Source organism: Paenibacillus harenae (assembly GCF_030812415.1).
In the GTDB taxonomy this organism is placed as follows: domain Bacteria; phylum Bacillota; class Bacilli; order Paenibacillales; family Paenibacillaceae; genus Pristimantibacillus; species Pristimantibacillus harenae_A.
In genome coordinates this window covers 531978-554571 of record NZ_JAUSST010000004.1, presented here as the reverse complement: position 1 = coordinate 554571, position 22594 = coordinate 531978, and the positions used below count along the sequence as shown (strand labels likewise).

General features: G+C 53.4%; 23 protein-coding genes. 2 read left to right on the top strand and 21 right to left on the bottom strand.

All coding sequences use genetic code 11. The features are described 5' to 3' along the window. Positions 1 to 39: 39 nt before the first annotated feature. Both J2T14_RS17415 and J2T14_RS17410 read right to left on the bottom strand, forming a co-directional pair. Positions 40 to 666 carry a class I SAM-dependent methyltransferase gene (locus tag J2T14_RS17415; protein ID WP_307472703.1) on the bottom strand — a complete coding sequence of 209 codons (627 nt, stop codon included), beginning with the start codon at positions 664 to 666 and terminating at the stop codon, positions 40 to 42. 91 nt (positions 667 to 757) lie between these two features. Next, positions 758 to 1168 carry an RDD family protein gene (locus J2T14_RS17410; protein ID WP_373458162.1) on the bottom strand — a complete coding sequence of 137 codons (411 nt, stop codon included), beginning with the start codon at positions 1166 to 1168 and terminating at the stop codon, positions 758 to 760. Positions 1169 to 1436: 268 nt separating this feature from the next. Between J2T14_RS17410 and J2T14_RS17405 the strand changes: the two genes are divergently transcribed. Next, complete coding sequence (locus J2T14_RS17405) at positions 1437 to 2018, top strand: NAD(P)H-dependent oxidoreductase (RefSeq protein WP_307472701.1); 582 nt, start codon at positions 1437 to 1439, stop codon at positions 2016 to 2018. On the opposite strand, the gene J2T14_RS17400 is transcribed toward J2T14_RS17405, so the two are convergent. From J2T14_RS17400 to J2T14_RS17390, 3 genes are all read right to left on the bottom strand, one after another. Continuing rightward, positions 2015 to 2371: a winged helix-turn-helix transcriptional regulator gene (locus tag J2T14_RS17400; protein WP_307472699.1), complete on the bottom strand. Its 357-nt coding sequence runs from the start codon at positions 2369 to 2371 to the stop codon at positions 2015 to 2017. The two genes, J2T14_RS17405 and J2T14_RS17400, sit on opposite strands and share 4 nt — an antisense overlap. A 136-nt stretch (positions 2372 to 2507) precedes the next feature. After that, positions 2508 to 3647: a glycerate kinase gene (locus J2T14_RS17395; protein WP_307472697.1), complete on the bottom strand. Its 1140-nt coding sequence runs from the start codon at positions 3645 to 3647 to the stop codon at positions 2508 to 2510. A 20-nt stretch (positions 3648 to 3667) separates the two neighbouring features. After that, positions 3668 to 4930 (bottom strand): MFS transporter, encoded by a 1263-nt coding sequence (locus tag J2T14_RS17390; RefSeq protein ID WP_307472695.1) that lies wholly within the window; start codon positions 4928 to 4930, stop codon positions 3668 to 3670. 541 nt (positions 4931 to 5471) lie between these two features. Between J2T14_RS17390 and J2T14_RS17385 the strand changes: the two genes are divergently transcribed. Then, complete coding sequence (locus tag J2T14_RS17385) at positions 5472 to 6131, top strand: 3'-5' exonuclease (protein WP_307472692.1); 660 nt, start codon at positions 5472 to 5474, stop codon at positions 6129 to 6131. An 18-nt stretch (positions 6132 to 6149) separates the two neighbouring features. Here the strand turns inward: J2T14_RS17385 and J2T14_RS17380 are convergent, their stop codons facing one another. From J2T14_RS17380 to J2T14_RS17305, 16 genes are all read right to left on the bottom strand, one after another. Continuing rightward, positions 6150 to 7652, bottom strand: a complete 1503-nt coding sequence (locus J2T14_RS17380) for an alpha-glucosidase/alpha-galactosidase (RefSeq protein ID WP_307472690.1) — start codon at positions 7650 to 7652, stop codon at positions 6150 to 6152. A 120-nt stretch (positions 7653 to 7772) separates the two neighbouring features. Further along, positions 7773 to 8696, bottom strand: a complete 924-nt coding sequence (locus J2T14_RS17375) for an AraC family transcriptional regulator (RefSeq protein WP_307472687.1) — start codon at positions 8694 to 8696, stop codon at positions 7773 to 7775. Positions 8697 to 9199: 503 nt separating this feature from the next. Continuing rightward, a complete protein-coding gene (locus tag J2T14_RS17370; RefSeq protein WP_307472685.1) occupies positions 9200 to 9940 on the bottom strand; it encodes a nucleoside phosphorylase in 741 nt (246 codons plus the stop codon). Positions 9941 to 9943: 3 nt separating this feature from the next. Next, complete coding sequence (locus J2T14_RS17365) at positions 9944 to 10618, bottom strand: sulfite oxidase-like oxidoreductase (RefSeq protein WP_307472683.1); 675 nt, start codon at positions 10616 to 10618, stop codon at positions 9944 to 9946. A 36-nt stretch (positions 10619 to 10654) separates the two neighbouring features. Further along, positions 10655 to 11575: an ABC transporter permease gene (locus J2T14_RS17360; RefSeq protein WP_307200132.1), complete on the bottom strand. Its 921-nt coding sequence runs from the start codon at positions 11573 to 11575 to the stop codon at positions 10655 to 10657. After that, positions 11562 to 12626 (bottom strand): ABC transporter permease, encoded by a 1065-nt coding sequence (locus J2T14_RS17355; RefSeq protein WP_307472682.1) that lies wholly within the window; start codon positions 12624 to 12626, stop codon positions 11562 to 11564. The genes J2T14_RS17360 and J2T14_RS17355 overlap by 14 nt, the downstream gene beginning before the upstream one ends. Then, on the bottom strand, positions 12604 to 14118 hold the full coding sequence (locus J2T14_RS17350) for an ABC transporter ATP-binding protein (RefSeq protein WP_307200136.1): 1515 nt from the start codon (positions 14116 to 14118) through the stop codon (positions 12604 to 12606). The genes J2T14_RS17355 and J2T14_RS17350 overlap by 23 nt, the downstream gene beginning before the upstream one ends. A gap of 120 nt (positions 14119 to 14238) precedes the next feature. Next, entirely contained in the window at positions 14239 to 15297 is a 1059-nt protein-coding gene (locus tag J2T14_RS17345; RefSeq protein WP_307472680.1) for a BMP family lipoprotein, read from the bottom strand. 217 nt (positions 15298 to 15514) lie between these two features. Then, positions 15515 to 15970 carry a MarR family winged helix-turn-helix transcriptional regulator gene (locus tag J2T14_RS17340; RefSeq protein WP_307472677.1) on the bottom strand — a complete coding sequence of 152 codons (456 nt, stop codon included), beginning with the start codon at positions 15968 to 15970 and terminating at the stop codon, positions 15515 to 15517. Between the two features lie 167 nt (positions 15971 to 16137). Then, positions 16138 to 17049, bottom strand: a complete 912-nt coding sequence (locus J2T14_RS17335; RefSeq protein ID WP_307472674.1) for an urease accessory protein UreD — start codon at positions 17047 to 17049, stop codon at positions 16138 to 16140. Further along, positions 17049 to 17777: an urease accessory protein UreG gene (ureG, locus tag J2T14_RS17330; protein ID WP_307200144.1), complete on the bottom strand. Its 729-nt coding sequence runs from the start codon at positions 17775 to 17777 to the stop codon at positions 17049 to 17051. Before ureG ends, J2T14_RS17335 begins: the two co-directional genes overlap by 1 nt. Before the next feature lie 322 nt (positions 17778 to 18099). Further along, positions 18100 to 18792, bottom strand: coding sequence for an urease accessory protein UreF (locus J2T14_RS17325; protein WP_307472672.1), 693 nt, complete (start codon positions 18790 to 18792; stop codon positions 18100 to 18102). A gap of 21 nt (positions 18793 to 18813) precedes the next feature. Then, a complete protein-coding gene (gene ureC / locus J2T14_RS17320; RefSeq protein WP_307472670.1) occupies positions 18814 to 20529 on the bottom strand; it encodes an urease subunit alpha in 1716 nt (571 codons plus the stop codon). Further along, the gene (locus J2T14_RS17315; RefSeq protein WP_307472667.1) at positions 20526 to 20894 is read right to left on the bottom strand and encodes an urease subunit beta; all 369 of its coding nucleotides are present in this window, start codon (positions 20892 to 20894) and stop codon (positions 20526 to 20528) included. The genes ureC and J2T14_RS17315 overlap by 4 nt, the downstream gene beginning before the upstream one ends. Before the next feature lie 44 nt (positions 20895 to 20938). Further along, the gene (locus J2T14_RS17310) at positions 20939 to 21244 is read right to left on the bottom strand and encodes an urease subunit gamma (protein WP_307200153.1); all 306 of its coding nucleotides are present in this window, start codon (positions 21242 to 21244) and stop codon (positions 20939 to 20941) included. A gap of 294 nt (positions 21245 to 21538) precedes the next feature. Beyond that, positions 21539 to 22537 carry a D-alanyl-D-alanine carboxypeptidase family protein gene (locus J2T14_RS17305; protein WP_307472665.1) on the bottom strand — a complete coding sequence of 333 codons (999 nt, stop codon included), beginning with the start codon at positions 22535 to 22537 and terminating at the stop codon, positions 21539 to 21541. Positions 22538 to 22594: the final 57 nt, after the last annotated feature.

The following is a 22594-nucleotide window of genomic DNA, read 5'->3' as shown; positions in this document are numbered from 1 at the left end:
TGGCTTACGAGTAAATCGCGTGATCTTTCTCATCCCTTGTTAGTTGAGCTTTCCGTTAATATCTTTATTCGGTGCTGCCCATACCAATTGAACCGTATCAAGCAGATAATGCTCCACTTTGTTCATTCGAATATTGGACTGTTGGAAAATTCGGGTCAAGTTTCGGTTCAGATGACAGCCGGAAACCTTAATAGAAACCGGATCGATCGCCGACTGTAAATAACCGACGAATCGATTTGAACTAATTCCGTGTTCCATCAGAAGAATCAGCCCGTCACGTTTGCACCATTTATTGAATGACGTCAATACCTTTACAGGATCCTCGTATCCGCATAGAGTCAATGTGGAAACAACGGTGTCATATGAGTCGTCCGGAAACGAAAGCGATTCAACGTCAGAATGAATGAATTCCGCCCGAATACCGCTTTCGGCAGCGGCTTCCTTTGCTTTGTTTAACATTTCCTTGCTGAAATCGACTGCCGTTACCACGACGTCTTCGGTATAAAATTGAAAGTTGGCTCCTGCACCGACCCCGATTTCCAGAACCGTTCCTTTTGCGCAACGGATCAATTTTTCACGCCACTTTTTTTCCGTCTGCTTTCTCCTTCTCATTTCGTACACATTTGCTTGCTTATTGAACTTTTGAATTAATTTCTCATTGCTCATGCAATCTCCCCAGGAATACAGCAAACGAAAAAGGAGTTGCCGCCAAGCAAGCTCCTCGCTATCGTTATCCGTTATTCAATTTTTCAATGCATCAGAGCCTTTCATGCACGACTTCCGTCCCCGCGATCAAATCATGAAGCGACCGTTTGTCCTCGCGGGCTCCCACCATCGTCGCGCTCACAATAGCAGCAATGCCGAATGTAATGGCATATAGTAAGCCGGCCACCACATTTCGCAGCAGCATCGTTCCAAGACCCGGCGGCAGTCCGTCGCTGACTTTCACGATTCGAATACCGCAGATCCGTTTGCCAATCGTATAGCCATTCCAGAAAATTGGAGTAAGCAATGTATATAGGAAAGATAAAATATCCGTGACATACTCATCTCCTGGTCTTCCAGTGATAGCAAGCGCAATAATGGTCATTGGCACTCCAATGATAAGCGCGTCAAGAATTATTGCTCCGAATCGAATCCAGAAACCAGCAGGGTCATTTGTGTTCAAATCAGTGCCCCTCTCCATGGAATCCATTGCAAATAAGCTGCCCTAGTCGGTATTCCGAGCGCTTCGCCTAACTCTCGCTTAAGTATATTTCACGAATCGAATTATCATTCTCATCTCTGTTTAGAAATCTGTACTTCCGCTAACCAGAACGGTATGACGCTTACCTTTACGACAGTACCTGTACTAAAAGTGCATACTTACATATTTGCAGTGCACTCTTTATACTCAAACAAAGGAAGATATAAGTAGAATTAAGGAGGACAAATCTTTGAAAACTCTCGTTGTCGTAACACACCCAAGCATGGAATCATCCGTCATCAACAAGCGGTGGGTAGAAGAACTCAAAAAACATCCGGAAAAGTATACGGTTCACGAATTGCATAAGGTTTATCCTGATGGAAACTTAGACGTGGGATATGAACAAAAACTAGTTGAATCGCATGGTAACCTTGTTTTACAGTTCCCTATATTTTGGTTTAATTGTCCGCCTCTCCTAAAAAAATGGCTTGACGATGTATTAACTTATGGGTGGGCTTATGGTTCACAAGGAGGCGATAAATTAAAGAATCGGAACGTTGCATTAGCTGTATCTGCCGGAATTAAAAAAGAAGATTATAGCGAAAAGGGAAGATATGGCTACACGCTTGAACATTTATTATCTCCTTTTGAAACTACTTTCCTGTACTGCAATGCAAATTATCGTTCGTTCTTTGCGTTTTATGGTACGGAAAGTGCGCCAGGTGAAAATGTGCCAGGTACAGAAAATGAGTCTCCCGCAAGCGAATTGGAAAAAAGCGCACTAAACTATTTGAATTTTGTCGATAACTTGCAATTGATAGAGGAAAACTAAGCCTCCATGGCTGGTGAGGGTAAGCTGTTTTTCTCTCCCCACTCGCACATCATATTTAACAATGGAATAAGGGAAAGTCCGCGTTCAGACAATGAATATTCAACTTTTGGAGGCACTTGGGGAAACTCCTTGCGTATGATTAGGCCATCTGCCTCCAGCTCTTTTAACATGATGCTTAGCGTTTTGAAGGAAATGCTGCCGATACATCGCTTCAGCTCATTAAACCGCATTGTCTGATTTTCGGATAGCCAATACATAATGACCATTTTATATTTACCGCCTATTAAGGACAACGTGTATCCAAAGCCGGTATCTTTTACTTTCACGCCAGTCGGAACACAGGTCTCGCGCATAAGTTACACTCCTTTTGATAGTTTTGGAGAAGGATTTAAACCACCTTAGCTCCATGAGAAATAGAAAACAATACCGGTTGCTCTCTGTCTATCCTCATCCCCGCAACGGAATCATTCATTAGTAGTTTCCCTCCGTTTAACGAGCTGCTCGCAGCAGCCGGAACAGCTGGCGAACGGTTTGCTCCAGCAACTCCTCCGCCTGCTCCATGCAAACTTCCAAAGCAACGGGCGCTTTGACGATGGAGAAACAGCCGTCGAACCTCTCTTCCAGCTCGCCAAGCTCATCGCCCAGACTGCCGGACAGAAGCATGCACTTCGTTCCCGTCTCTGACGCCGCAGCCGCTACTTGAACCGGAAGCTTGCCATATATTGTCTGGTTATCGCTGCGTCCCTCGCCCGTTATGACCCAATCGGCATCCCGAATGCGTTCTCTGAGCGATACGGCATCGATCAACCACCATGCGCCGGAGACAACTTCCCCGCCCAGGGCCAGCAACGCAAAGCCCAGTCCGCCTGCGGCTCCCGCGCCGGGAGCTAGCCGCCAGGATGATCCGGCTGCGCCTTCTATGCGATCGGCGTAAGTCGTCATTGCTCGTTCAAGGCTCGCCTGCTGCTCCGGCGAAGCTCCCTTTTGCTTGCCATAGACCATCGTCGCCCCGGTAGGACCGCATAGAGGGTTGCTCACATCGGTCGCGATCTTGATCGTACTCTCCTTTAGACGGGAATCGATCCCGCTCCATTCGATGGATGCAATAGACGCCAGATCGCCCCCGTTCCCGAGAAGCCGGTTGCCTGCGCGGTCCGTAAACGAGGCTCCGAGTGCAGCCAGCATGCCCATCCCGCCGTCATTCGTCGCGCTGCCCCCGAGACCTACGACGAAGCTTCGAATCCCCCGGTCAAGCAGCTGGATAATCGCTTCACCGACTCCTTTGCTGCTTGTACGACATGGATCTCGCTCGCTTTCCGGCACCATCGTAAGGCCGCATATCGAAGCAACCTCCAGTACGGCTGTTGATCCTTCGGCTTTCTCTGCATGAATGAGTCCGATCGTAGCAGCCGTCTCCATCCCCAGCGGACCTGTTACTTGTAGCGCGGCATACGAACCGTCACCCGCCTCGACCACTGCGGCAACCGTGCCTTCCCCTCCGTCGGCGAGCGGAATAACGTCGCACGCGGCATCCGGAAAGACCGAACATACCGCTCTGGACGCCGCCCTGCCGGCTGCCTCCGAGCTAAGGCTCCCCTTGAACGAATCGAATGCCAATACAACCTTCATATCGCAAACCTCCTTTGCCTTTACGCCTCCTGCTTCTCTCTTATGAGCAGCACGAGCGCATATTGCAACGCCGCCATGACGAACAGCACGATCGGCATCCAGACCGATTCCAGATCGGCGGCTAGCCAGATTAGCAGCGTGATCGAGACGACGCGGCCGACGTTCAGGAACAGCTCGCGCATGACGACCGATTCGACGCGAAGCTGGCCCTTGAGCGGCAGCGTGCCGATCAACCGGTAGTAATAAGAAGTCAGCGTGTTGATAGCTAGCGGATTGCATATGGAGAAGAGAATCATGAACACCGCAACCGACCAGAACTCCATTCTTATGAGCAGGAGAGCCGAACCGATAACAACCCCTGTCGTCGACAGCATCACGTATTTGCGTACATGCTCCTTCTGAGCAAGTCTCGATATGACGTAACCGGTTGCTACCGTAAGCGAAGAGAAGAACACGCCGAGATAGCCGACCCAATCCTCGCGGCCTACCGTCTGGAACAGCATAATATTGGGTAGAAACAGCATGATGCCTTGGAACAATCCGAGCACGAAGAAGCTGTACAGAGCCTTAAGCCAACGTCTGTTTTTGCTCATGACGAGTCCCATGAACTTCAAATAATACGCCTTGTGATGAGATCGCACCATCGGAATTCGGAAGCTGACGATAGCGGCGATCACGAACATAATGAACGCGAGCATGAAGATCACGATATATCCTTGCAGCCCTTCGCTCCTCTGAATGATGAAGCCCGCCAACGCAGGACCGGCTAATCCGGCCGAATTAAACACGACCATGTTGATCGCAAGGAAACGAATCCGGTTCGCGTCCGTCGATACATCATATTGAATGACCAGGTAACCGGCCCAATACAGACCTGCGGCTATGCCGTTGAAAATCGCGAACGCTATGTAATATTGTGCCACCTGCTCCTGGGCAATAACCACCATTAAGTAGAACAAGGCAATCAGAACGATGCCGAGCCGATAAGTGACCATTCGGTCGCGGCGCTTCGCAAGCCAGCCTCCAAGCGCGAACGTAGGCGGCGTCAGCAAAAAAACGACGATGTTGTATATGCCGTTGACCGTCAAATCCTGCGTTAGACGCCAAAGGTATAAGTTGAGAAACAACCCCGACATCGATGCGCCGAACTGGAAGCAGCTATGGATGATCAATGCTGTGACGGCATCCTTGCTCAACCTTCGTTCGGGCGGAAGCGGTTCTCTCTTCGAAAACCCCCATTTTGACCTTAACCCGGTACTCATGCTCGTGCTCGTCCTTCCCATATGCCGCATCCCCCGATTGACCATCTCATTAGCAACTATTGTCTTTGCGTCCATTCTATCATAGGACTGCCGATCGGCATCGCCCCCCGAAAGCGCTCTCTTCTCGAAAAAGCGGGATGTCGTCGCATAAGCGAAACTCTGCTCCCTGTTTACTCCTTCTTAATCAATCGTTCGGCTTATTAAACGCCCATTTCCTGCTTGAAAACCGCAAATATAGATAAATCCGGCCAATGAGGAAGAATAGTCTGCCGCAAGCGAATCGCATACTAGTTTGATCCCGCCCGAAAGGAGGTATGCAGACGTGTCCAAACAGCAAGGCCATGGCGCCAAGAACACGACGACGAAATCGTCCGACAAAAAAGGCAACGCATCCGGCAACAATCACTAGCACGACGTTCTCTTCTCCGGCAGCATAACAAAGCGAATTGAGAAACGCCCCATTTTCATGCTCTCAGCAAGAGCAAAATGGGGCGTTTTTTTATGCGCTTTGAAAGGGATCGAGCGAACGTTGTCGAATATTTTATCGTAATGAGATAGAAGCATGAACTTATTATATGATGAGAATGTGGTGATTCTTTTTATGAACGGTCTGAACTATACGGTTATCGACTTTGAAACAAGCGGACTCGATCCGGCTAAGGATCGCGTTATCGAGATTGCGGCCATCCGCTGCGTAGGCGGCGAGATCGCCAGCGAATTCAGCACGCTCGTTGCTTTCGACGGCAAGCTGTCGCCGAAGATTACCGAGTTGACAGGCATTACAGACAGAATGACGGCCGGCGGCATGGATGAGGATACGGCGTTCCGCATTCTGAACCGAATGATCGGCGACAATGTCCTCATCGCGCATAACGCCCTGTTCGACCTTGGCTTCCTGCACCATTCTCTCATGCGCATCGCCGGTCGATCGTTCCGCAATTCGTTCATCGATACGCTGACGATGAGCCGTTTCCGTCATCTCTATCCGCATACGCTGAAGGATATGTGCGACAAATACGGCATTCCGCTCATCGGCGGACACCGCGCCTTGAACGACGTCATCGCTTGCTGGGAGCTGTTCCGCGAGATGGACAGAGAGCAATCCGCGGCAAGCGATCTGAATAAGCTTGGTTATATTAAGAAATACGGCCCCCCGGCCTGGAGCCCGGACAATGCCACGCTCGTACCCGTCGAGCTGCAATACGCCCCTCGTTTGGGCTAGAGCGTCAGCTTGGGCGCGCTACACGTTGGCGCGCTCTTTGCCTTTATCGGATTCGCCGGCATTTTTGTTCGCCGCATCGCGATCCTGCTGCATTTCCTCTACCGTCTTCACTTTCAATCGAGCCGCTCCCGCATAATCCCTCGTCGGCAGCAGCGGACCTTCCTCCAAACGTTTCTTCGCGGCGGCAATGGCTTCCGTATACTGCGGCAGCCATTGCTCTTGCGCTACCAGCATTTCATCGACCATTTGCCAAATTTCCTTCGGATTGCAGACGGCGCCGACGAGCGGATCCATCATGAAAGCTTGGCGCAGCAGCTTATCGTCGCCATGAACGGCTGCTTCAACCGCCAGACGCTGTACCGAAATGCTCACATTGCATACGGCTGCCGGACCGAGCGGCAGATCGCCCACCGTCGGCATCGAGATGCCGTTGCGATCCACATATCCTGGAGCTTCAATGATTGCATCATTAGGCAAATTCGCAATGACGCCTTTATTCTCGACGTTGAAGTGACCGCGGTAGACGCGTCCCGTCTCCAGTCCCTCGATAATGTAAGAGCCATGCTCATGGCTCCGCAGCTCGCTCTTAAATTCATTGGCCGGGTCTTTCATCCAGTTCGGGAAGTCTGTCTCGAACCAATTGCGCCCTTCCGTACATACGCGCAGGTAACCGCCCGTCTCGCCGTTAATCCAATAGCCGAGGTCGATCCAGTCCATAATTTCCTCCGGGCGCTTCCGGTACCATGGCACGTACTCGCTCAGATGCCCGTTCGACTCCGTGCTGTAATAGCCGAAGCGGCGCAGCATATCGATACGAACCTTCTCCGTACGGCTAAAGTCCGGATGCGATTCGAACGATTCAAGCAGCTTGCCGGTCAGATCCTCGCCGTTATGCTTGATCTGGATGTACCACGTCTGGTGGTTGATGCCCGCGCATATAATATCGACTTCTTCCTGCTTAAGGCCGAAAGCTTCGGCGATTTGCCAGTGGCCGCCCTGTACGCCATGGCATAGGCCGACCGTACGAACGCCGCCATATTTATTGCATGCCCATGTCATCATCGCCATCGGGTTCGCGTAATTAAGCAGCAGCGCATCGGATGCCGCAACCTCGCGAATATCTTGGCAAATGTTAAGCATTTCGGCAATGCCGCGTTGACCGTACATGATGCCGCCCGCGCTCAGCGTATCGCCCACGCACTGATCGACGCCATACTTAAGCGGAATGTCGACATCGGTTGCGAACGCTTCAAGTCCTCCGACGCGAATCGTACAAATTATATACTTGGCATCCTTCAGCGCTTCCCTGCGGTCGGTCGTCGACTGAATCCGAATCGATAAGCCGTTCTCGTTAATGTCGCGCTGGCACAGCTCCGTTACCATGCTTAGATTATGTGCGTTAATATCGGTAAAAGCGACGTCAATGCTCTGAAACTCAGGTACTGCAAGCAGGTCGCGCAGCAAACCTCGCGTAAAGCCGATGCTGCCCGCTCCGATAAAAGCGATTTTGAATGATGACATACATTCACCCTCCGATTCATGTTTACGTATTGTAGTTCAAGCTCAACTACATTGTAGCAACGATATATCGGAAGCGTTATCAATATTGTGACCACCTCAGCGGCAACCTGTCAGAAATCGTCACTTTCCAATTCCTTCGGGGTTGCTCCAGCCGTCCATATTATGCGTATGGAACGAATTGCGGTAAGCGATCGGCGTCTGGTTCGTATACTTCTTGAACATCGCATGAAAGTACTGCCGGCTCTGCGCTCCCACATAATCGCATATATCGGCAATCGCGATATCGGTCTGACGCAGCAGCATCTTCGCCTTCTCCATCCGCAGCTCCGTCAGGTACACGGTAATCGTCTTACCCGTATTGGCCGTGAACAAGCGGTGGAGGTAGCCGGGATGCAGATTGACGGCAGCGGCAATATCCTTCACCTGTATATCCTGATCGTAATGATGATGCATGTATTCTGTAGCTTGCTTCACGTAGAGATCGGCGGCGTTCGCGCCTTGCTTCAGATCGTCGCTGTAAATACGCGCAATCGTCATGATCAATTGGGCAAAAAGAAGCTGCGTCCGCACCCGGCTGGACTTCTCCCGGTTGTCCAGCTCAAGCACGAGATTTTTCAACACCGGATAGAGATCATTCGTGTCCCGCAGCACCAAATAAGACGACGGCTGAGCAACCAAAACCTTCACATCCTCGTCCTCGGAAGCCAGCTGCCGTATCGAAGGAAACGCCGTTTCCTTCTCGCGCATATCGAATTCGACGTTCAGCATCCGGCAGGGACCGCGCTCGTCCACGATAAGGCGATGCGGCTCGTTCGCGTCCAGGATGATGAATTCGTTTTTCTTTAGCGAGATGGAGCGCTCCGAACGCCGCGCCGTGGCCGCGAGCTCGATCCGGCACTCGCCCGTAATCACATACATAATTTCGATCGAATCATGCCGATGATCGCTCATCGAATAGTTGGACCATTGCTTGAAATAGTAGGCGTATACATGCGGATGTACATTTTGATCCAGCCACTCCGGCTTGAACAGTGCGCCGCTCACAACCGATTCCCCCTGTCTTCCTCGTCCTCATCAGCATAGCAAACCTATCGAAAGAATGACATACCGCCAAAGCACATCTCCGACAGTAACCGCAACGTAAGCAATAACGGGAAATACGCCCGTTAATTCCAGCTGGCCTATCTTTATTGCCCGAAGCAGAAGTTTACTAGCCCATAGTCTCACCTTCACAGTAACTGTGACACAAACAATAACGGGAACCACTCCCGTTAATTTCAGCCAGTCGAGCAGCATTTCGAAAATAACTGGAAAATCCCTTTAATCCCCGAATATCCACCCGAACTGAGCCACTATAGCAAAAATAACTGGAGAAATTCCAGCAATTCCTTCGAATGCTGCTCATTCGTCGAAAATAGTGGGAGTTTTTCCAGTTATTCAGTGCTGTGTTCGGTGTTCGGTGTTCGGTGTTCGGTGTTCGGAGTTATATTTTGCTTGTGTTGCTTAATGTGCGTCCTGTTTGTTGCTACCCATGCCCAGCGTATAGTCTACCGTCTGCTCCCATCAGAAGCCAGCTTCACGATCGCCTTGAGCGCCGTATCGATCTCGCGTTCGACTGCCTTCGCGACGACATCGGTGTGCGGATCGTATTCGCCCGCAAGATCGGAGTCGGCGTAGCCGTCCAGCGCGAGGATCGCGCCCGCTCTAACGCCGCGCAAAGAAGCGACTACATATAACGCCGCAATCTCCATCTCCACCGCTAGCACGCCTGCCGCTTTGTACTGTTTATGCGGAATGTCCACGACGCCGGAGAAGAACACATCCAGCGTAACCGTAATGCCTTTCTTCACGATGCCTTCGCTCTCCAGCGCGGATTCGTACAGCGCGGCGACGATGTCGCTGTCGGCAACGGCCGGGAAGCCGGCCGGCGCGAGCTGATGCGTCAGTCCTTCCGCGCGAACGGCAGCCGTGCTCACGATAAGGCTTCCGGCCGGATGGTCGGCCGAGTACGACCCCGCTGTTCCAACGCGGATCAACGTGTTCACGCCGCCGCGGATCAGCTCCTCGAAGCAGACGGCAGCGCCCGGCGAGCCGACGCCATGACTGACGACGGCCAGGGCAACGCCTTCGTATTCGCCCACGAACGTACGATACTCGCGCGCGAACGCCAGCTCCTTCGCATTCGTCAGCTTGCGGGATATAAGCTCCGCACGCCGAGGGTCGCCGCATACGATCGCGTATGCCGGCAAATCTTCCGGGTTCACTTGCAATATAGGCAACATCGACATGCGTTAATCAAACTCCTTCTTCATCCATTCATCCTCGGGCATCTCGTCCTCTTCGCTCGTGAACCGCTGCTCAAGGAACGGATCGGCATAGTTATGGAAGCCGTTACGCTCCCAGAAGCCCGGCCGGTCTTCTTTCATGAACTCGATGCCGCGAATCCACTTGGCGCTCTTCCAGAAATACAAGTGCGGTACGAGCAGGCGCATCGGCCATCCATGCTTGTCGGTAAGCGGCCCGCCGTCGAATCGATGCGCCAGCAGCACCTCCTCGCGAAGCATATCCTCAAGCGGCAAGTTCGTATCATAGTCCTCGTCCGCATGGATCATCACATACTTAGCCTCCGGCTTCACGCCAAGCAGCGGCAGCAGGTCGATGAAGCGTACGCCTACCCACTCCGTATCGAGCTTTGACCAGCGCGTCACGCAGTGTATATCGCATATGGAGGTCGTCTGAGGCAAAGCAAGCAGCTCATCGAAGCTGAAGCTGCGCTCCTCTTCCACCTCGCCGAATATGCGAAGCGACCATGTGCTCAGATCGTATTCCGGCACATCGCCTTCATGCAAAATCGGAAATCGCTCCGTAACGGTCTGGCCCGGCGGCACGCGATGAGCAATCTCGGGCGCAACGGCCGCCTGCTTGACCGCCTTCACCTTCTTCAGTCGTTCTGCTTTATTATGCATACTCCGTACCTCCTCTGTCTTGCAGGCAAGCCGGCCTTATCGCGAGCTTTCGTTCGCCTTGCGCGCTTCCTGCATATAGCTTTTGTTTTTGAATATAAGCATAGCCACGATCGTCACCACATAAGGCAGCATCATTGTAAAATGGGTCGGCAGCGAGAAGCCCTGCAATCTTAGGCTTAGCGCGTCCATAAGACCGAACAGCAAGCTGGACGCCGCAACGCCAAGCGGATTGGACTGTCCGAGCATCGTCGCAACGAGGGCGATGAAGCCCCTGCCAGCCGTCATGCCTTCCGTGAACATCGTCACGTTGCCGAGCGACAACTGAGCGCCGGCAAGTCCGCAGAGCACTCCGCACAGCAGCACCGCTCCGTATTGAATGCGCGTGACCTTGATGCCAAGGCTTCTCGCCGCGGTCGGGTTCTCCCCGGACGCCAGCAAACGGAAGCCGGTAACCGTCTTGAAGAAGAACAGCTGCAGCCCAATGGCCAGGACGATCGCTAAGTAAACGAGCGGCGTATGGCCGGAGAGCACATCGCCGAGCCATGGAATATCGCGCAGCAGCGGGATATCCCACTTGGGCAAGCCAACCATGTCCTTGTTATAATAAGCGCCCTTCACATCGAATATAACACGCAGCATAAACGTCGTTAATCCCGCTGCCAGGAAGTTAAGCGATATGCCGACAACGATGACATTCGCTTTCAGATGGATGCTCATATACGCGAACAGCATCGAGAAGATGACCGTGCACAGCACCGCGAAGATGACGGCAAGCCACACATTGCCCGTATAGTAGTTGCCGACGATTGCCGAGAATGCTCCGGTCAGCATTAGTCCCTCGAGGCCGACATTGAACAGACCGACACGGGCGCAGATTGCGCCGCCGAGCGCCGCGAGCAGAATCGGCGTCACCAGCCGGAGCATGGAAGCAAAGAGCGAGACATCAAACAGTTCCATTGTCACCCCTCGCTTTCTTGCGTTTTATGAAGGAATACGTAATCTTCGCCGAAACGAACAAGATCAACACCGCTTGAATGATGCTCGATACCTCCAGGGGCACTTCGGTATTCCGCTCCATGCCCATGCCGCCCGTCTGAAGTCCGGCCAACAGGATCGCGGCCACTGCCGTTCCCAGCGGATTGGAGCCCGCGAGCAGCGTCGCCATAATCCCCGACCATGCATAGCCCGGCGTCGTCAATGCACCGTCGATATACCGGTACTGCGTGCCCAGCACCTCGATAGAGCCGGCAAGTCCCGCGAAGCCGCCGCTCACGAACATGCTCAACATCATCATCCTGCCCCGCTGGACGCCGCCGTAGCCTGCGAACAACGGATTGCCGCCAAGCATGCGGATCTCGTAGCCCTTCACCGTATACTTCATGAAGAAAAACAAGAGCAGCGCTCCGGCGAAGGCGATCAGGAAACCGGCATGAAGGCTCATGCCGCTGAACAGCTTCGGCAGCCAAGCGCTATTGTCGATCATGACAGTCTGCGCCATAGCCGCAGATCCCGTCTTGTCTTTCAATGGATAAGATACGATATAACCGGCGAATAAGGTCGCAATATAGTTAAGCAGCAGTGTCGTAATAAGCAAATTCATCCGGAACCTGGCGTCCAGCCAGCCTGCGAACGCAGACCATATTCCCCCGGAAATAATGCCTGCCATAAGAGCGGCAATCAGCTTCAGCCAGCCCGGACCGGGCAAATAAATGGCGGTAAGCGCGGCGCTCAGCGCACCTAGCACCATCTGACCCTCCGAGCCCATATTGAAAAATCCAGCCCGGAAAGCGAGCGCTACGCCAAGACCGATGAGTATGATCGGCGTTGCCCTCGATAGCGTATTCGTCACGAAGAAGAAGCTGCCGAAAGCCCCATTCCACATCTCTCCATACGTCTCCAGCACGTTGCCGCCGACGACGGCAATCGCAATCGCGCCGGCGGCCAAGCCGACGATTATCGCAAGGAGCGGCTGGATGAGCGAGCTACTAAGTTGTTTCAGCTTTTCCATGCCGTTTCCCTCCCGCCATTAATATACTGATCTGCTCCTCAGTAGCCGATTGCGATGCAAGCTCTCCTACGATGCGCCCTTCGTACATAACGAGGATCCGATCGGAAAGCTTCAATATTTCAGTCAGCTCCGAGGAGACGAGCAGGATGGCGCCGCCCTCGTCGCGTTTCTTCAATAACTCGCCATGAATGATCTCCATCGCGCCGACATCTACGCCTCTAGTCGGTTCTGCTGCGATTAAGAACGGCGTAAGCTGCGCCAGCTCTCTCGCGACGATCAGCTTCTGCAGATTGCCGCCGGATAAATATTGCGCTTTCGTCGATAACGATCCCGTCTTAATGCCGAATCGCTTCACCCACTCGGCGACCATCTCGCGTATCGATGCGCCGCGCAGCAAACCGTACTTCTGCTGCTTGTTCGCATGCCCCATCAGGCCGTTCTCGGTTACGGTCGCATCCTTCGCGACGCCCCATTGGTAACGGTCTTCCGGAATATGGGCGAGACCTCGCTCACGGATCGTACGCACCGACGCCCCCGCCGTCTCTTGTCCCAGCAGCTTGATCGAGCCGCTGTCAATCTTCGCAAGTCCCGCGATTGCTCCGATAAGCTCCGATTGCCCATTGCCGGATATACCGGCAATGCCGACAATCTCGCCTTCCTTCACGTGCAAGCTGATCCCGTCAAGCGTCGGCTTTGTCCGGTTACCGCGAATCGAAATGTCCGCTACCTCCAAAACCGGCTTGCCGGGAGCAGCCGTCTTGCGCGTCAACTGGACCAATTCGCGGCCGACCATCAACCGCGACAGCTCGTCCTCGTTCGTATCCGCCGCGTTCATCGAGCCCGTAACCTTACCGTCGCGGAGAACGGTAATGCGGTCGGCTACTTCGATAATCTCTTGCAGCTTATGGCTAATAATAATGAAGCTCTTGCCTTGCCGAGCCAGCTCCTTAATGGCAATGAGCAGCTCCTTCACCTCAAGCGGAGTAAGTACGCCGGTCGGCTCGTCCAAAATAATGATTTCCGCGCCTTGATGCAGCACCTTCAATATTTCGACGCGCTGCTGAACGCCTAAGGAGCACTCCTCCACCTTCTGCGCAGGATCAACAGGCATGCCGTACCGCTTGCTTAACGCATCGACATCGGCAATCGCCTTCTTGCGGTCGAAGCCGACGGTCTTGGACGGCTCTCGTCCGATTACGATGTTCTCCGCTATAGTGAATGAAGGGAACAGCATGAAATGCTGATGAACCATGCCAATCTTATTCGCGATTGCGGCCGCGGGGCTGTCGAACGAGACCGCTTGTCCGTTCAGTCTGATTTCACCGCTCGTCGGGCTCTCCATCCCGTACAAAATACGCATCAGCGTCGTTTTGCCGGCACCGTTCTCGCCGATCAAAGCATGGATCTCGCCCTTCTGGAGGTTGAAGCTTACGCCGCTATTGGCCGCGACGCTTCCATACGATTTTGTAATATTGTCCATTTGCAGCAGCATTAAGGCGTTCAGCTCCTTTCCTCTCTAATCACAACAAAAGAACCGCCTCTACTTAAAGCAGAGGTAGGTTCTATTGAAGGAGATAACTAGTCGGCTGCGGGTCGGCAGCCAGAATTCGCATTATTTCGCAAGCGGGTTCTCCACTACGAGTTTGCCGGAGATGATGTCTTCAGCGATTGCTTTCACTTTGTCGACATTTTCTTGGCTGATGAAGCTGTTAAGCGGAGTTGCCGTTTCTTTCGTCACGTAAGTGAGACCTACGCCGCCTTCTTTCAAGCCGTAATCGGCAGCGCCATAGCTGAAGTTGCCTTCTACGAATGCTTTAACCGTCTCGTAAGCAACCGCGTCCGTTCCTTTCAGTTGGGACAGAACGACATGCCCAGGATCTTCGTCCGTACGGTCTGTATCTTGGCCGGAAGTGAAGAAGCCTTTTTCCTTCGCCGCTTCGAAGACGCCGTTGTCGCCTACAGCAGCCATACCTGCGATGTAGTCAGCGCCTTTGTCGAATTGCAGCAAAGCAAGCTCTTTCGCTTTCGCTGGGTCAGCGAAGTTGCCAACGTAGTTCACAAGGAACTGCGCTTCAGGGTTCGTGCTCTTAAGACCTTGCTCGAAGCCCGAAGTGTATTTGCTAAGCAATGGGGCATCCATCGCTACAATCGCGCCTACCGTGTTTGTTTTCGTGGAAAGACCCGCCAGCGCGCCCATCAAGTAAGCCGCCTCGTGCTCGCGGAAGTTAACGCTGCGAACGTTCGGAAGATCTACGACCGTATCGATAATCGCGAAAGGCTTGTCCGGATTTTCGGCAGCTACTTTTTTCAAAGCGTCTTCCGCTTGGAACGTAGCCGTGATGATCAAATCATAATCTTCCGCTACTGTTGCGCGAAGGTTTTGTTCGAATCCGGCAGGGTCGGTCGACTCGATCGTTTTCACTTCCGCGCCGAATTCCTCGCCCGCTTTTTTGAAGCCTTCATCCATCAACACGAAAAACTTGTTAACGCCGATTTTCTCAGGCAATACAAGCGCGATTTTTTTAACTTCCTTGTCGTCGCCAGCCTCGTTGCCCGAAGCCGTGCCATTATTGGGCGTGTTGCCTGCATTATTGTTTTTGTCAGCACCGCAAGCCGCGACAAGGCCTACCATCAGAATCAATGCCAGAGCCAGTACGATAGTTTTCTTCATCCTAATCTCCCCTAAGTAATTGATGTCTAATTCCTTTTAATCCTAGTTGTATTATCGGAATTTGTCAATCCTAATGATTCGACAAATTTCATTTCTATTCTACATCATTATCGGGACTAATGGGTGATAAAAGTCGAATAATACATCGATTTGTAACAAAATCATACGCTTTCGCCGGTATAAAGAACTTCATGCAGCAAGCCTACAGCACTACCCATTACTCCTGCCTCGTCTTCTCCAAGTTCTTGCTCATCATATGGAACAGATTCAAGCTTTGCTGCATCTCTTCCACGGTCATGCCGTCGAATAGTCGAATCATCATTTTATTGCGCACCTTCTCGATGAGCTCCACCATCTTCTTGCCCTCTTCCGTCAGATGAAGCATAACGACGCGCCGATCTTGCTCGCCCCGCCTGCGCTCGATGTAGCCTAACTCGATAAGCCGATCGGCTATTCCGGTAACGCCCCCGCTCGTAATCATCAGTTGCTCGGCGAGCGCAGATGCCTTAAGCGATCCGCATTGCCCCAAAATAACGAGCATTCTGCCATGCGTAATGCCTAGTCCATGTACGTTATAGCTGTTCCACTCCGAATTGATTTGTCTCCGAACTTGACGGAACGACTCGTCGAGCTGTTTCATCAATTCCAATTTGCCGTTATTATTTTCGCCCAAACCCGCCATCTCCTCTAATTGTCGTAAATGGCTTACTTTTTAAAGAAGTATAAGTTTAGATGGCAGGCGGCGTCAATCTTGGATACTTGCGACGCGATCAAAAAAATGCCGTCCTTAAGTTTTCCTTAGAGGACGGCATTCCTCACGCTGCATAATCCGTTCGTATATTACTCTGCTTGCATGAACCGTAACGGCGACTTCCCGAGCAACCCGTCTCTGCAAGCATGCCACACTTCGCGCATGAGCCGCTGCAACGGCCAAGCTGCCGTAGACGCGGCGGTAACGGCAATCCCGTGCCGATGCGTTCGCGATACTCCTGCGATTACCGTGTGACCGACGGATAACTCGCCAACGCTGAATTCATCAAGCGTATGCCGCAGGAGCTCCAGATGAGCTGAAGTGACGCGGTCCGAGAACAAATAAAACGTTGCCAGATGCGTCATTTCCCCCATGCAGCCTGCATCCTCGAGCCGTTGCAGCCGCGGCTCTATGCGCTGACGCTGCGCGAATAGGAGTTCCTCCCCGTAATAGACCGACAACGAATTGCGGTACCCCATATAATCGAAGCGCTCGCCCCGCAGCGTCCGTCCTGGACAGAGGACATCCGCTTGCATCCATATGGCGCCGGGACGAAGCCGCACGATTGTCTCATTCGCGAACGACGCATTTTTGAACAGCATAATTGGCTCGGGCATATTCTCGACAACGGCGTTCTCGGCAAGCTCGAAAGTCTGGCGCATCGAGGAACCGCAGCCGGGCATGCTCGGATGGACTTTCATGTATGACTGATTGGTCAGCATCACATGCGCGTCAGCTTCGCAAGTCCAATCCAACTCGTAACGATCTCCGCTAAGCAGACCGGGCGATACATCCATCACGATGACTGCAAGCTGCCCGTCGACCGGAAACGCCTTAGCGATCTTGATCGGGGCCGTATGATATTTGCCTGCCACATACGTCTGTTCTCCGGCTACAGCGAATGAGGCGCGAAGTTCCGACACCCTTACCGGCTGTCCGTTCCCGGATATGCCGAGCAGCCCTATGCTTGACTCGTCAGCCGCATGACGTTCCGGCTCCATTAGGAAGCGGAGTGACGATGGCTTGAAGGTGTGCTGTCCAGTTGAATCGTATGCGTATGAGCGCGGCCGCGCGCGTGTGCGATCTCATGCTCCAGCCAACTAACGATTTTATCTACGCCGTCGCCGCCGTGCATATTGGAAAATACGAACGGGCGATTGCCCCTCATCCGCAGCGAATCGGCTTCCATCACTTCAAGGCTTGCGCCGACATAAGGCGCCAAGTCGATCTTGTTAATGACGAGCAGGTCGGAGCGCATAATGCCGGGGCCCCCTTTGCGCGGAATTTTCTCGCCTTGCGCCACGTCGATAATGTAGATGAAGCGGTCGACGAGCTCCGGGCTGAAAGCTGCCGCCAGATTGTCGCCGCCGCTCTCGATGAAGATAAGCTCAAGCGGCTGGAAGCGGCGCTCCAGCTCCTCGATGGCCTCGAAGTTCATCGAAGCGTCCTCGCGAATAGCCGTATGCGGGCAGCCGCCCGTCTCTACGCCAATAATCCGATCTTCCGGGAGGACGCCCGTATCGAACAGAATCCGCGCATCCTCCTTCGTATAAATATCGTTCGTAATAACGGCCAAGCTATATTTTTCATGAAGCTCTCTTGTCAGTCGTTCCACCAGTGCCGTCTTCCCTGAGCCTACCGGTCCGCCAATGCCGATCCGAATCGGTCTTGAAGCGTCAATAACCGGGCTTTCCCATTCTTGATGCGTATGTCCTTGTCCTTGGCACATTGTCATTCCTCCGTTTTCTTTTTGATCGTTTATTGATATATAGCCGGTGGTTTGCTGGTCAATGGTCGATGGTTTGCTGTCAGGGCTGCTATGTTGGATTTCTGCAGGATAGAGCACACTTAGGAAGCCCGACTTGCCGCTATACTGGTTTTTCGCATTAACTTGGCTCTTGATAGGTTGGAATAAAGTTTTACGAAGAAAAGTTAGTGCAAAAATCAATCATAGGCTCAGAATGCCCCTAAAATCGGCAAAAGTTAATGCAATTATCCAACATAGACGCTAATGCAGCGGTTACGCCTGACCATTCTACTTTTATACTCCTTTAAGACATAAATAATCGCGAGTACAGACGTTCATGCCGCATCATGGCAAGCTCAGCCATCGGCATATTCGAGTAGGCCTCTTCGGGCTGCAACCGATCGGCGATGGCGAGCGCGTCCTCCGTTAGCGGGATCAGTCTCGCGATGAGCGATTGTCCCTCCGTCTGCCCCATCGACATAAGCCGAAGAGCGCTATTGACGCATGTGACGATGCAGGTGTAGAAGTAGCCTTGAATCGCACGCTCCAGGGATACACCAAGCTGCCAGCATGCATATCCGTGTACAAGCGGATGCGTTGCGAAGCAGCCGCCTTCCTTAAGCGCAGCTTGCAGCGGACTCCAATCGAGCTGGGGATGTATCGCGCCGGCAAGCTGCAGCAGCCGTCGCCCCATTTTCTCCACGCCGCCGCGCGTCTCCGACGAGACTCGCTGAACATGCACAAGCCGCTCGATTGCCCATAACGACTCCCAATTGCCGGTTGATCCGTCTCGGTATACCGCTTTGATAATCATCGCGTCGGATGTCGCCCAGCTTTGGAGCAGCATTGTCTTCGCATAGTCGAACAGCCCAGAGGATGTCGTCAGCCTGCCGTCCTGCACGAGCGTCTCCAGACCGAAGGAGTGCGAGAATGCGCCGATCGGCAGCGCCGAATCAAGCAATTGCTGCATGGCCAGCCAACGTACATTGTCGTTCAAGTGGCTCCCATCCCTTCTCGATTAGAACAAGAAGTAACGCTGCGCCATCGGCAGCACTTCGGCCGGTTCGCAGGTCGCATGCTCCCCGTCGACCGTCACATGGTACGTCTCCGGATCGACCTTAAGCGCAGGCGTAGCGTCATTGTGAATCATGTCTTTCTTCGTTACCGTACGGCAGCCTTTCACCGGCTCGATCCGCTTCTGTAGACCTAACTTCTCGGCGATGCCGCGATCATACGCCGCTTGCGACACGAACGTAATCGAGCTGCTCTGCACGGCCTTGCCGAAGCTGCCGAACATCGGCCTGCCGAATACCGGCTGCGGCGTCGGGATCGAAGCGTTAGGATCGCCCATCTGCGCGTAAGCGATCATGCCGCCCTTCAGAACCAAGTCGGGCTTGACACCGAAGAACATCGGCTGCCAGATAGCGAGATCGGCGAACTTGCCCGGCTCGATCGAACCGACAATATGCGAGATGCCATGCGTAATGGCCGGATTGATCGTATACTTCGCGATGTACCGCTTGATACGGAAGTTGTCGCTGCTCTCGGAATCCGGGGCAAGCGGTCCGCGCTGCTGCTTCATTTTATCGGCTGTCTGCCACGTCCGGATAACGACCTCGCCCACACGGCCCATCGCCTGCGAATCGGAGCTGATCATGCTGAATACGCCCATATCATGCAAAATATCTTCCGCGGCAATCGTCTCCGGCCTAATCCGCGAATCGGCAAAAGCGACATCCTCCGGAATGCTGCTGTCCAGATGATGGCAGACCATCAACATATCGAGATGCTCTTCTATCGTATTGATCGTGAACGGCCGAGTCGGATTCGTGGAAGACGGCAATACGTTGAGCTCGCCTGCAGCGACGATTATATCCGGCGCATGCCCCCCGCCCGCTCCCTCCGTATGGTACGTATGTATCGTTCTGCCGCCGATGGCCGCCAGCGTATCTTCGACGAAGCCCGCTTCGTTAAGCGTATCGGTATGAATCGCGACTTGCACATCGTATTGATCGGCTGTCTGCAAGCAGGCATCGATCGCCGCCGGCGTCGTTCCCCAGTCCTCATGCAGCTTCAGACCGATTGCGCCCGCTTCGATCTGCTCGATAAGCGGCGCGGTGAACGAGGCGTTGCCTTTGCCCGTGAACCCGATGTTCATCGCGAATTGCTCGGCTGCCTCCAGCATGCGGCTCATATGCCATGCGCCCGGCGTAACGGTCGTCGCATTCGTTCCGGTTGCCGGTCCTGTCCCGCCGCCGATCATCGTCGTCACGCCGGACGACAATGCCGTCTCGATCTGCTGCGGGCATATGAAGTGAATATGCGAATCGATGCCGCCCGCCGTAATAATCTTGCCTTCACCGGCAATTACCTCGGTGCTTGCGCCAACGATCATATTCGGCGTCACGCCGTCCATTATATCCGGATTGCCCGCTTTGCCGACGCCGACGATGAACCCGTCCTTAATGCCGATATCCGCCTTCACGATTCCCCAATGATCAATAATGACGGCGTTCGTAATGAGCGTATCGAGGACGCCCTCGTCTCTTAATGCGCCGCTGGACTGCCCCATGCCGTCGCGAATGACTTTGCCTCCGCCGAACTTGCACTCGTCGCCGTAAACGGTGTAATCCTTCTCGATCTCCGCCCACAGCTCGGTATCGGCCAGTCTTACCGCATCCCCCGTCGTCGGGCCGAACATGGCCGCATAGCTTTGCCGGTCCATTCTGCTCATGTCCGCTCTCCTTCCCATGCGGCCAGCCTCTCCCGCACTTCGTCCGGCATCCGGCCCATCTCCGCCTTCCCGCGGCTGAGGCCGTTCAGCCCATAAGCGAGCTTGAAGCCGCCAAGCTCCACAAGCGTAATCGGCTTCTCCTCGCCGGGCTCGAAGCGTACCGCCGTACCTGCTGCAATGTCGAGCCGCATCCCGAACGCTTCTTCCCGATTAAACGTCAATGCGCGATTCACTTCGAAGAAATGATAATGAGATCCAACCTGCACGGGCCGATCGCCTGTATTCACGACGATGAGCTGCATTCTTCTACGTCCTGCGTTAAGCTCGATCTCTCCCGCAGCCGTCCGATATTGTCCTGGTATCAAGGCCATGCCTCCTTCGCTCTGATTCCGTCCGCTAAATCGTGCGGCTAACCGCTTATCGGATGATGAATAGTCACTAGCTTCGTACCGTCCGGAAACGTCGCCTCTACCTGCACCTCATGGATCATCTCCGGAATGCCCGTCATCACCTGATCCGGCTTAAGCACCTTCGTTCCATATTCCATAAGCTGCGCTACCGTCATTCCGTCCCGGGCGCCCTCCATGATTTCGGAGGTAATGAGAGCGACGCTTTCGGGATAATTCAGCTTCACGCCGCGGTTCATTCTGCGTCTAGCCAGATCTGCCGCAACCGTTATGAGCAGTTTTTCTTTTTCGCGTTCGGTTAACTGCATCGTGTCACCTCTTCTTTTTCTCTAATGTTTCCATTATAGTCACCGCAACTTGGGAAGTAAATAATCTGTGTTATATTTCATGACATGAGTATACATGATTTTCCACTTCAAGCTATTTTACACTTGCAAAAAACGACATGAATTAGACCCAAAAACCAGTTGCTTCTATTTATTGCGACCTTGACGGGCGAAAATCTAACACCGTTCATCTCTAGCATGCAAAAAAAAACAGCTGCCGCATAATGCCAGCAACTGGACTGCAATTCATTCTATGTGATAAGATCCCGCATTCGCTTAACGGCCAATGCTGATGATCGTCTCTCCCATTAGCCCGAGACTATTCTGCACGGTAGCGAGCAGTCCCCCGCTCTTATCGTGGAAGCCAAACTTGAACAGCTTCTGCGTTTCCTCGAAACGCGACTCCGATGTTGCCGAGCCCATGACGACGGTAATCAGCCTGCGTCCGTCTTGCTTAGCCGTCCCCGTGAAGCAGTAACCGGCCTCGGGCGTATAACCCGTCTTCAGTCCATCGTTGCCCGGATAGGCGAAGGGCATATCTTCGAGCATCAGATTCGTTGACGCCAGCCGGTGCCCTGAGCTGGCAAGCTTGATGCTGCTCCGGCTCGACACCTCAAGCACCTCCGGGTATTTGTTCAACAGATGCCCGGCGAGCAGCGCTACATCGGATGCGGTCAGCATCGTATCTCCGTCCGACGCCGATTCGGCGAAGGCTGTAAGATCGTTACGGTTCAGACCTGTCGCATTCGCAAACAACGCTTGCTCGGACATGCCGATCCGATCCGCTCGGCTATTCATCAGCTTTACAAATTCCGGCTCGCTGCCCGCCGCATGTTCAGCGATCGCTACGGCTGCATCGTTGGCGGAATGAACGGTCAACGCTTCGAACAATTCCCGCACGGTGAAGCTCTCTCCCGCGTTGAACCCCACCTGCGAGCCGGGCACGCCCGCGGCGTACCGGCTTGTCGTCACAGGTTCGTTCCATTCCAGCTTGCCTTCGTTCACGAGCTCGAGCACGATAAGCTCCGTCATCATTTTCGACATGCTGGCCGGAGGCAGCGCCACGTCCGCGTTTTTCTCGAACAGCACCTCGCCGGTGCCCGCGTCCATCATAATGGCGGCCGTTGCCCCTACATGAAGCGCAGCAGCTCCTGTCTTTCCATGCCAAACGGTCATCATATAAAAACACGCTATAGCGACGGCAGCGATTCCCATTGCTTTAAAGGCGCCCCCATTACGGCCCCGGTAGGCTGGTCCCGATTGTTGTCTCATCATGATTGATACCCCTCTCCAACATGCATGGCTTCATTATAGAAGCGGCAGTTTAAGGAG

Excerpts from the sequence above, each read along its gene's own strand:
- J2T14_RS17415 (WP_307472703.1), bottom strand. The coding sequence starts at position 666 with ATGAGCAATGAGAAATTAATTCAAAAGTTCAATAAGCAAGCAAATGTG.
- J2T14_RS17400 (WP_307472699.1), bottom strand. The coding sequence starts at position 2,371 with ATGCGCGAGACCTGTGTTCCGACTGGCGTGAAAGTAAAAGATACCGGC.
- J2T14_RS17395 (WP_307472697.1), bottom strand. The coding sequence starts at position 3,647 with ATGAAGGTTGTATTGGCATTCGATTCGTTCAAGGGGAGCCTTAGCTCG.
- J2T14_RS17390 (WP_307472695.1), bottom strand. The coding sequence starts at position 4,930 with ATGGGAAGGACGAGCACGAGCATGAGTACCGGGTTAAGGTCAAAATGG.
- J2T14_RS17385 (WP_307472692.1), top strand. The coding sequence starts at position 5,472 with ATGAACTTATTATATGATGAGAATGTGGTGATTCTTTTTATGAACGGT.
- J2T14_RS17380 (WP_307472690.1), bottom strand. The coding sequence starts at position 7,652 with ATGTCATCATTCAAAATCGCTTTTATCGGAGCGGGCAGCATCGGCTTT.
- J2T14_RS17370 (WP_307472685.1), bottom strand. The coding sequence starts at position 9,940 with ATGTCGATGTTGCCTATATTGCAAGTGAACCCGGAAGATTTGCCGGCA.
- J2T14_RS17365 (WP_307472683.1), bottom strand. The coding sequence starts at position 10,618 with ATGCATAATAAAGCAGAACGACTGAAGAAGGTGAAGGCGGTCAAGCAG.
- J2T14_RS17360 (WP_307200132.1), bottom strand. The coding sequence starts at position 11,575 with ATGGAACTGTTTGATGTCTCGCTCTTTGCTTCCATGCTCCGGCTGGTG.
- J2T14_RS17355 (WP_307472682.1), bottom strand. The coding sequence starts at position 12,626 with ATGGAAAAGCTGAAACAACTTAGTAGCTCGCTCATCCAGCCGCTCCTT.
- J2T14_RS17350 (WP_307200136.1), bottom strand. The coding sequence starts at position 14,118 with ATGCTGCTGCAAATGGACAATATTACAAAATCGTATGGAAGCGTCGCG.
- J2T14_RS17345 (WP_307472680.1), bottom strand. The coding sequence starts at position 15,297 with ATGAAGAAAACTATCGTACTGGCTCTGGCATTGATTCTGATGGTAGGC.
- J2T14_RS17335 (WP_307472674.1), bottom strand. The coding sequence starts at position 17,049 with ATGGAGCCGGAACGTCATGCGGCTGACGAGTCAAGCATAGGGCTGCTC.
- ureG (WP_307200144.1), bottom strand. The coding sequence starts at position 17,777 with ATGTGCCAAGGACAAGGACATACGCATCAAGAATGGGAAAGCCCGGTT.
- ureC (WP_307472670.1), bottom strand. The coding sequence starts at position 20,529 with ATGAGCAGAATGGACCGGCAAAGCTATGCGGCCATGTTCGGCCCGACG.
- J2T14_RS17310 (WP_307200153.1), bottom strand. The coding sequence starts at position 21,244 with ATGCAGTTAACCGAACGCGAAAAAGAAAAACTGCTCATAACGGTTGCG.
- J2T14_RS17305 (WP_307472665.1), bottom strand. The coding sequence starts at position 22,537 with ATGATGAGACAACAATCGGGACCAGCCTACCGGGGCCGTAATGGGGGC.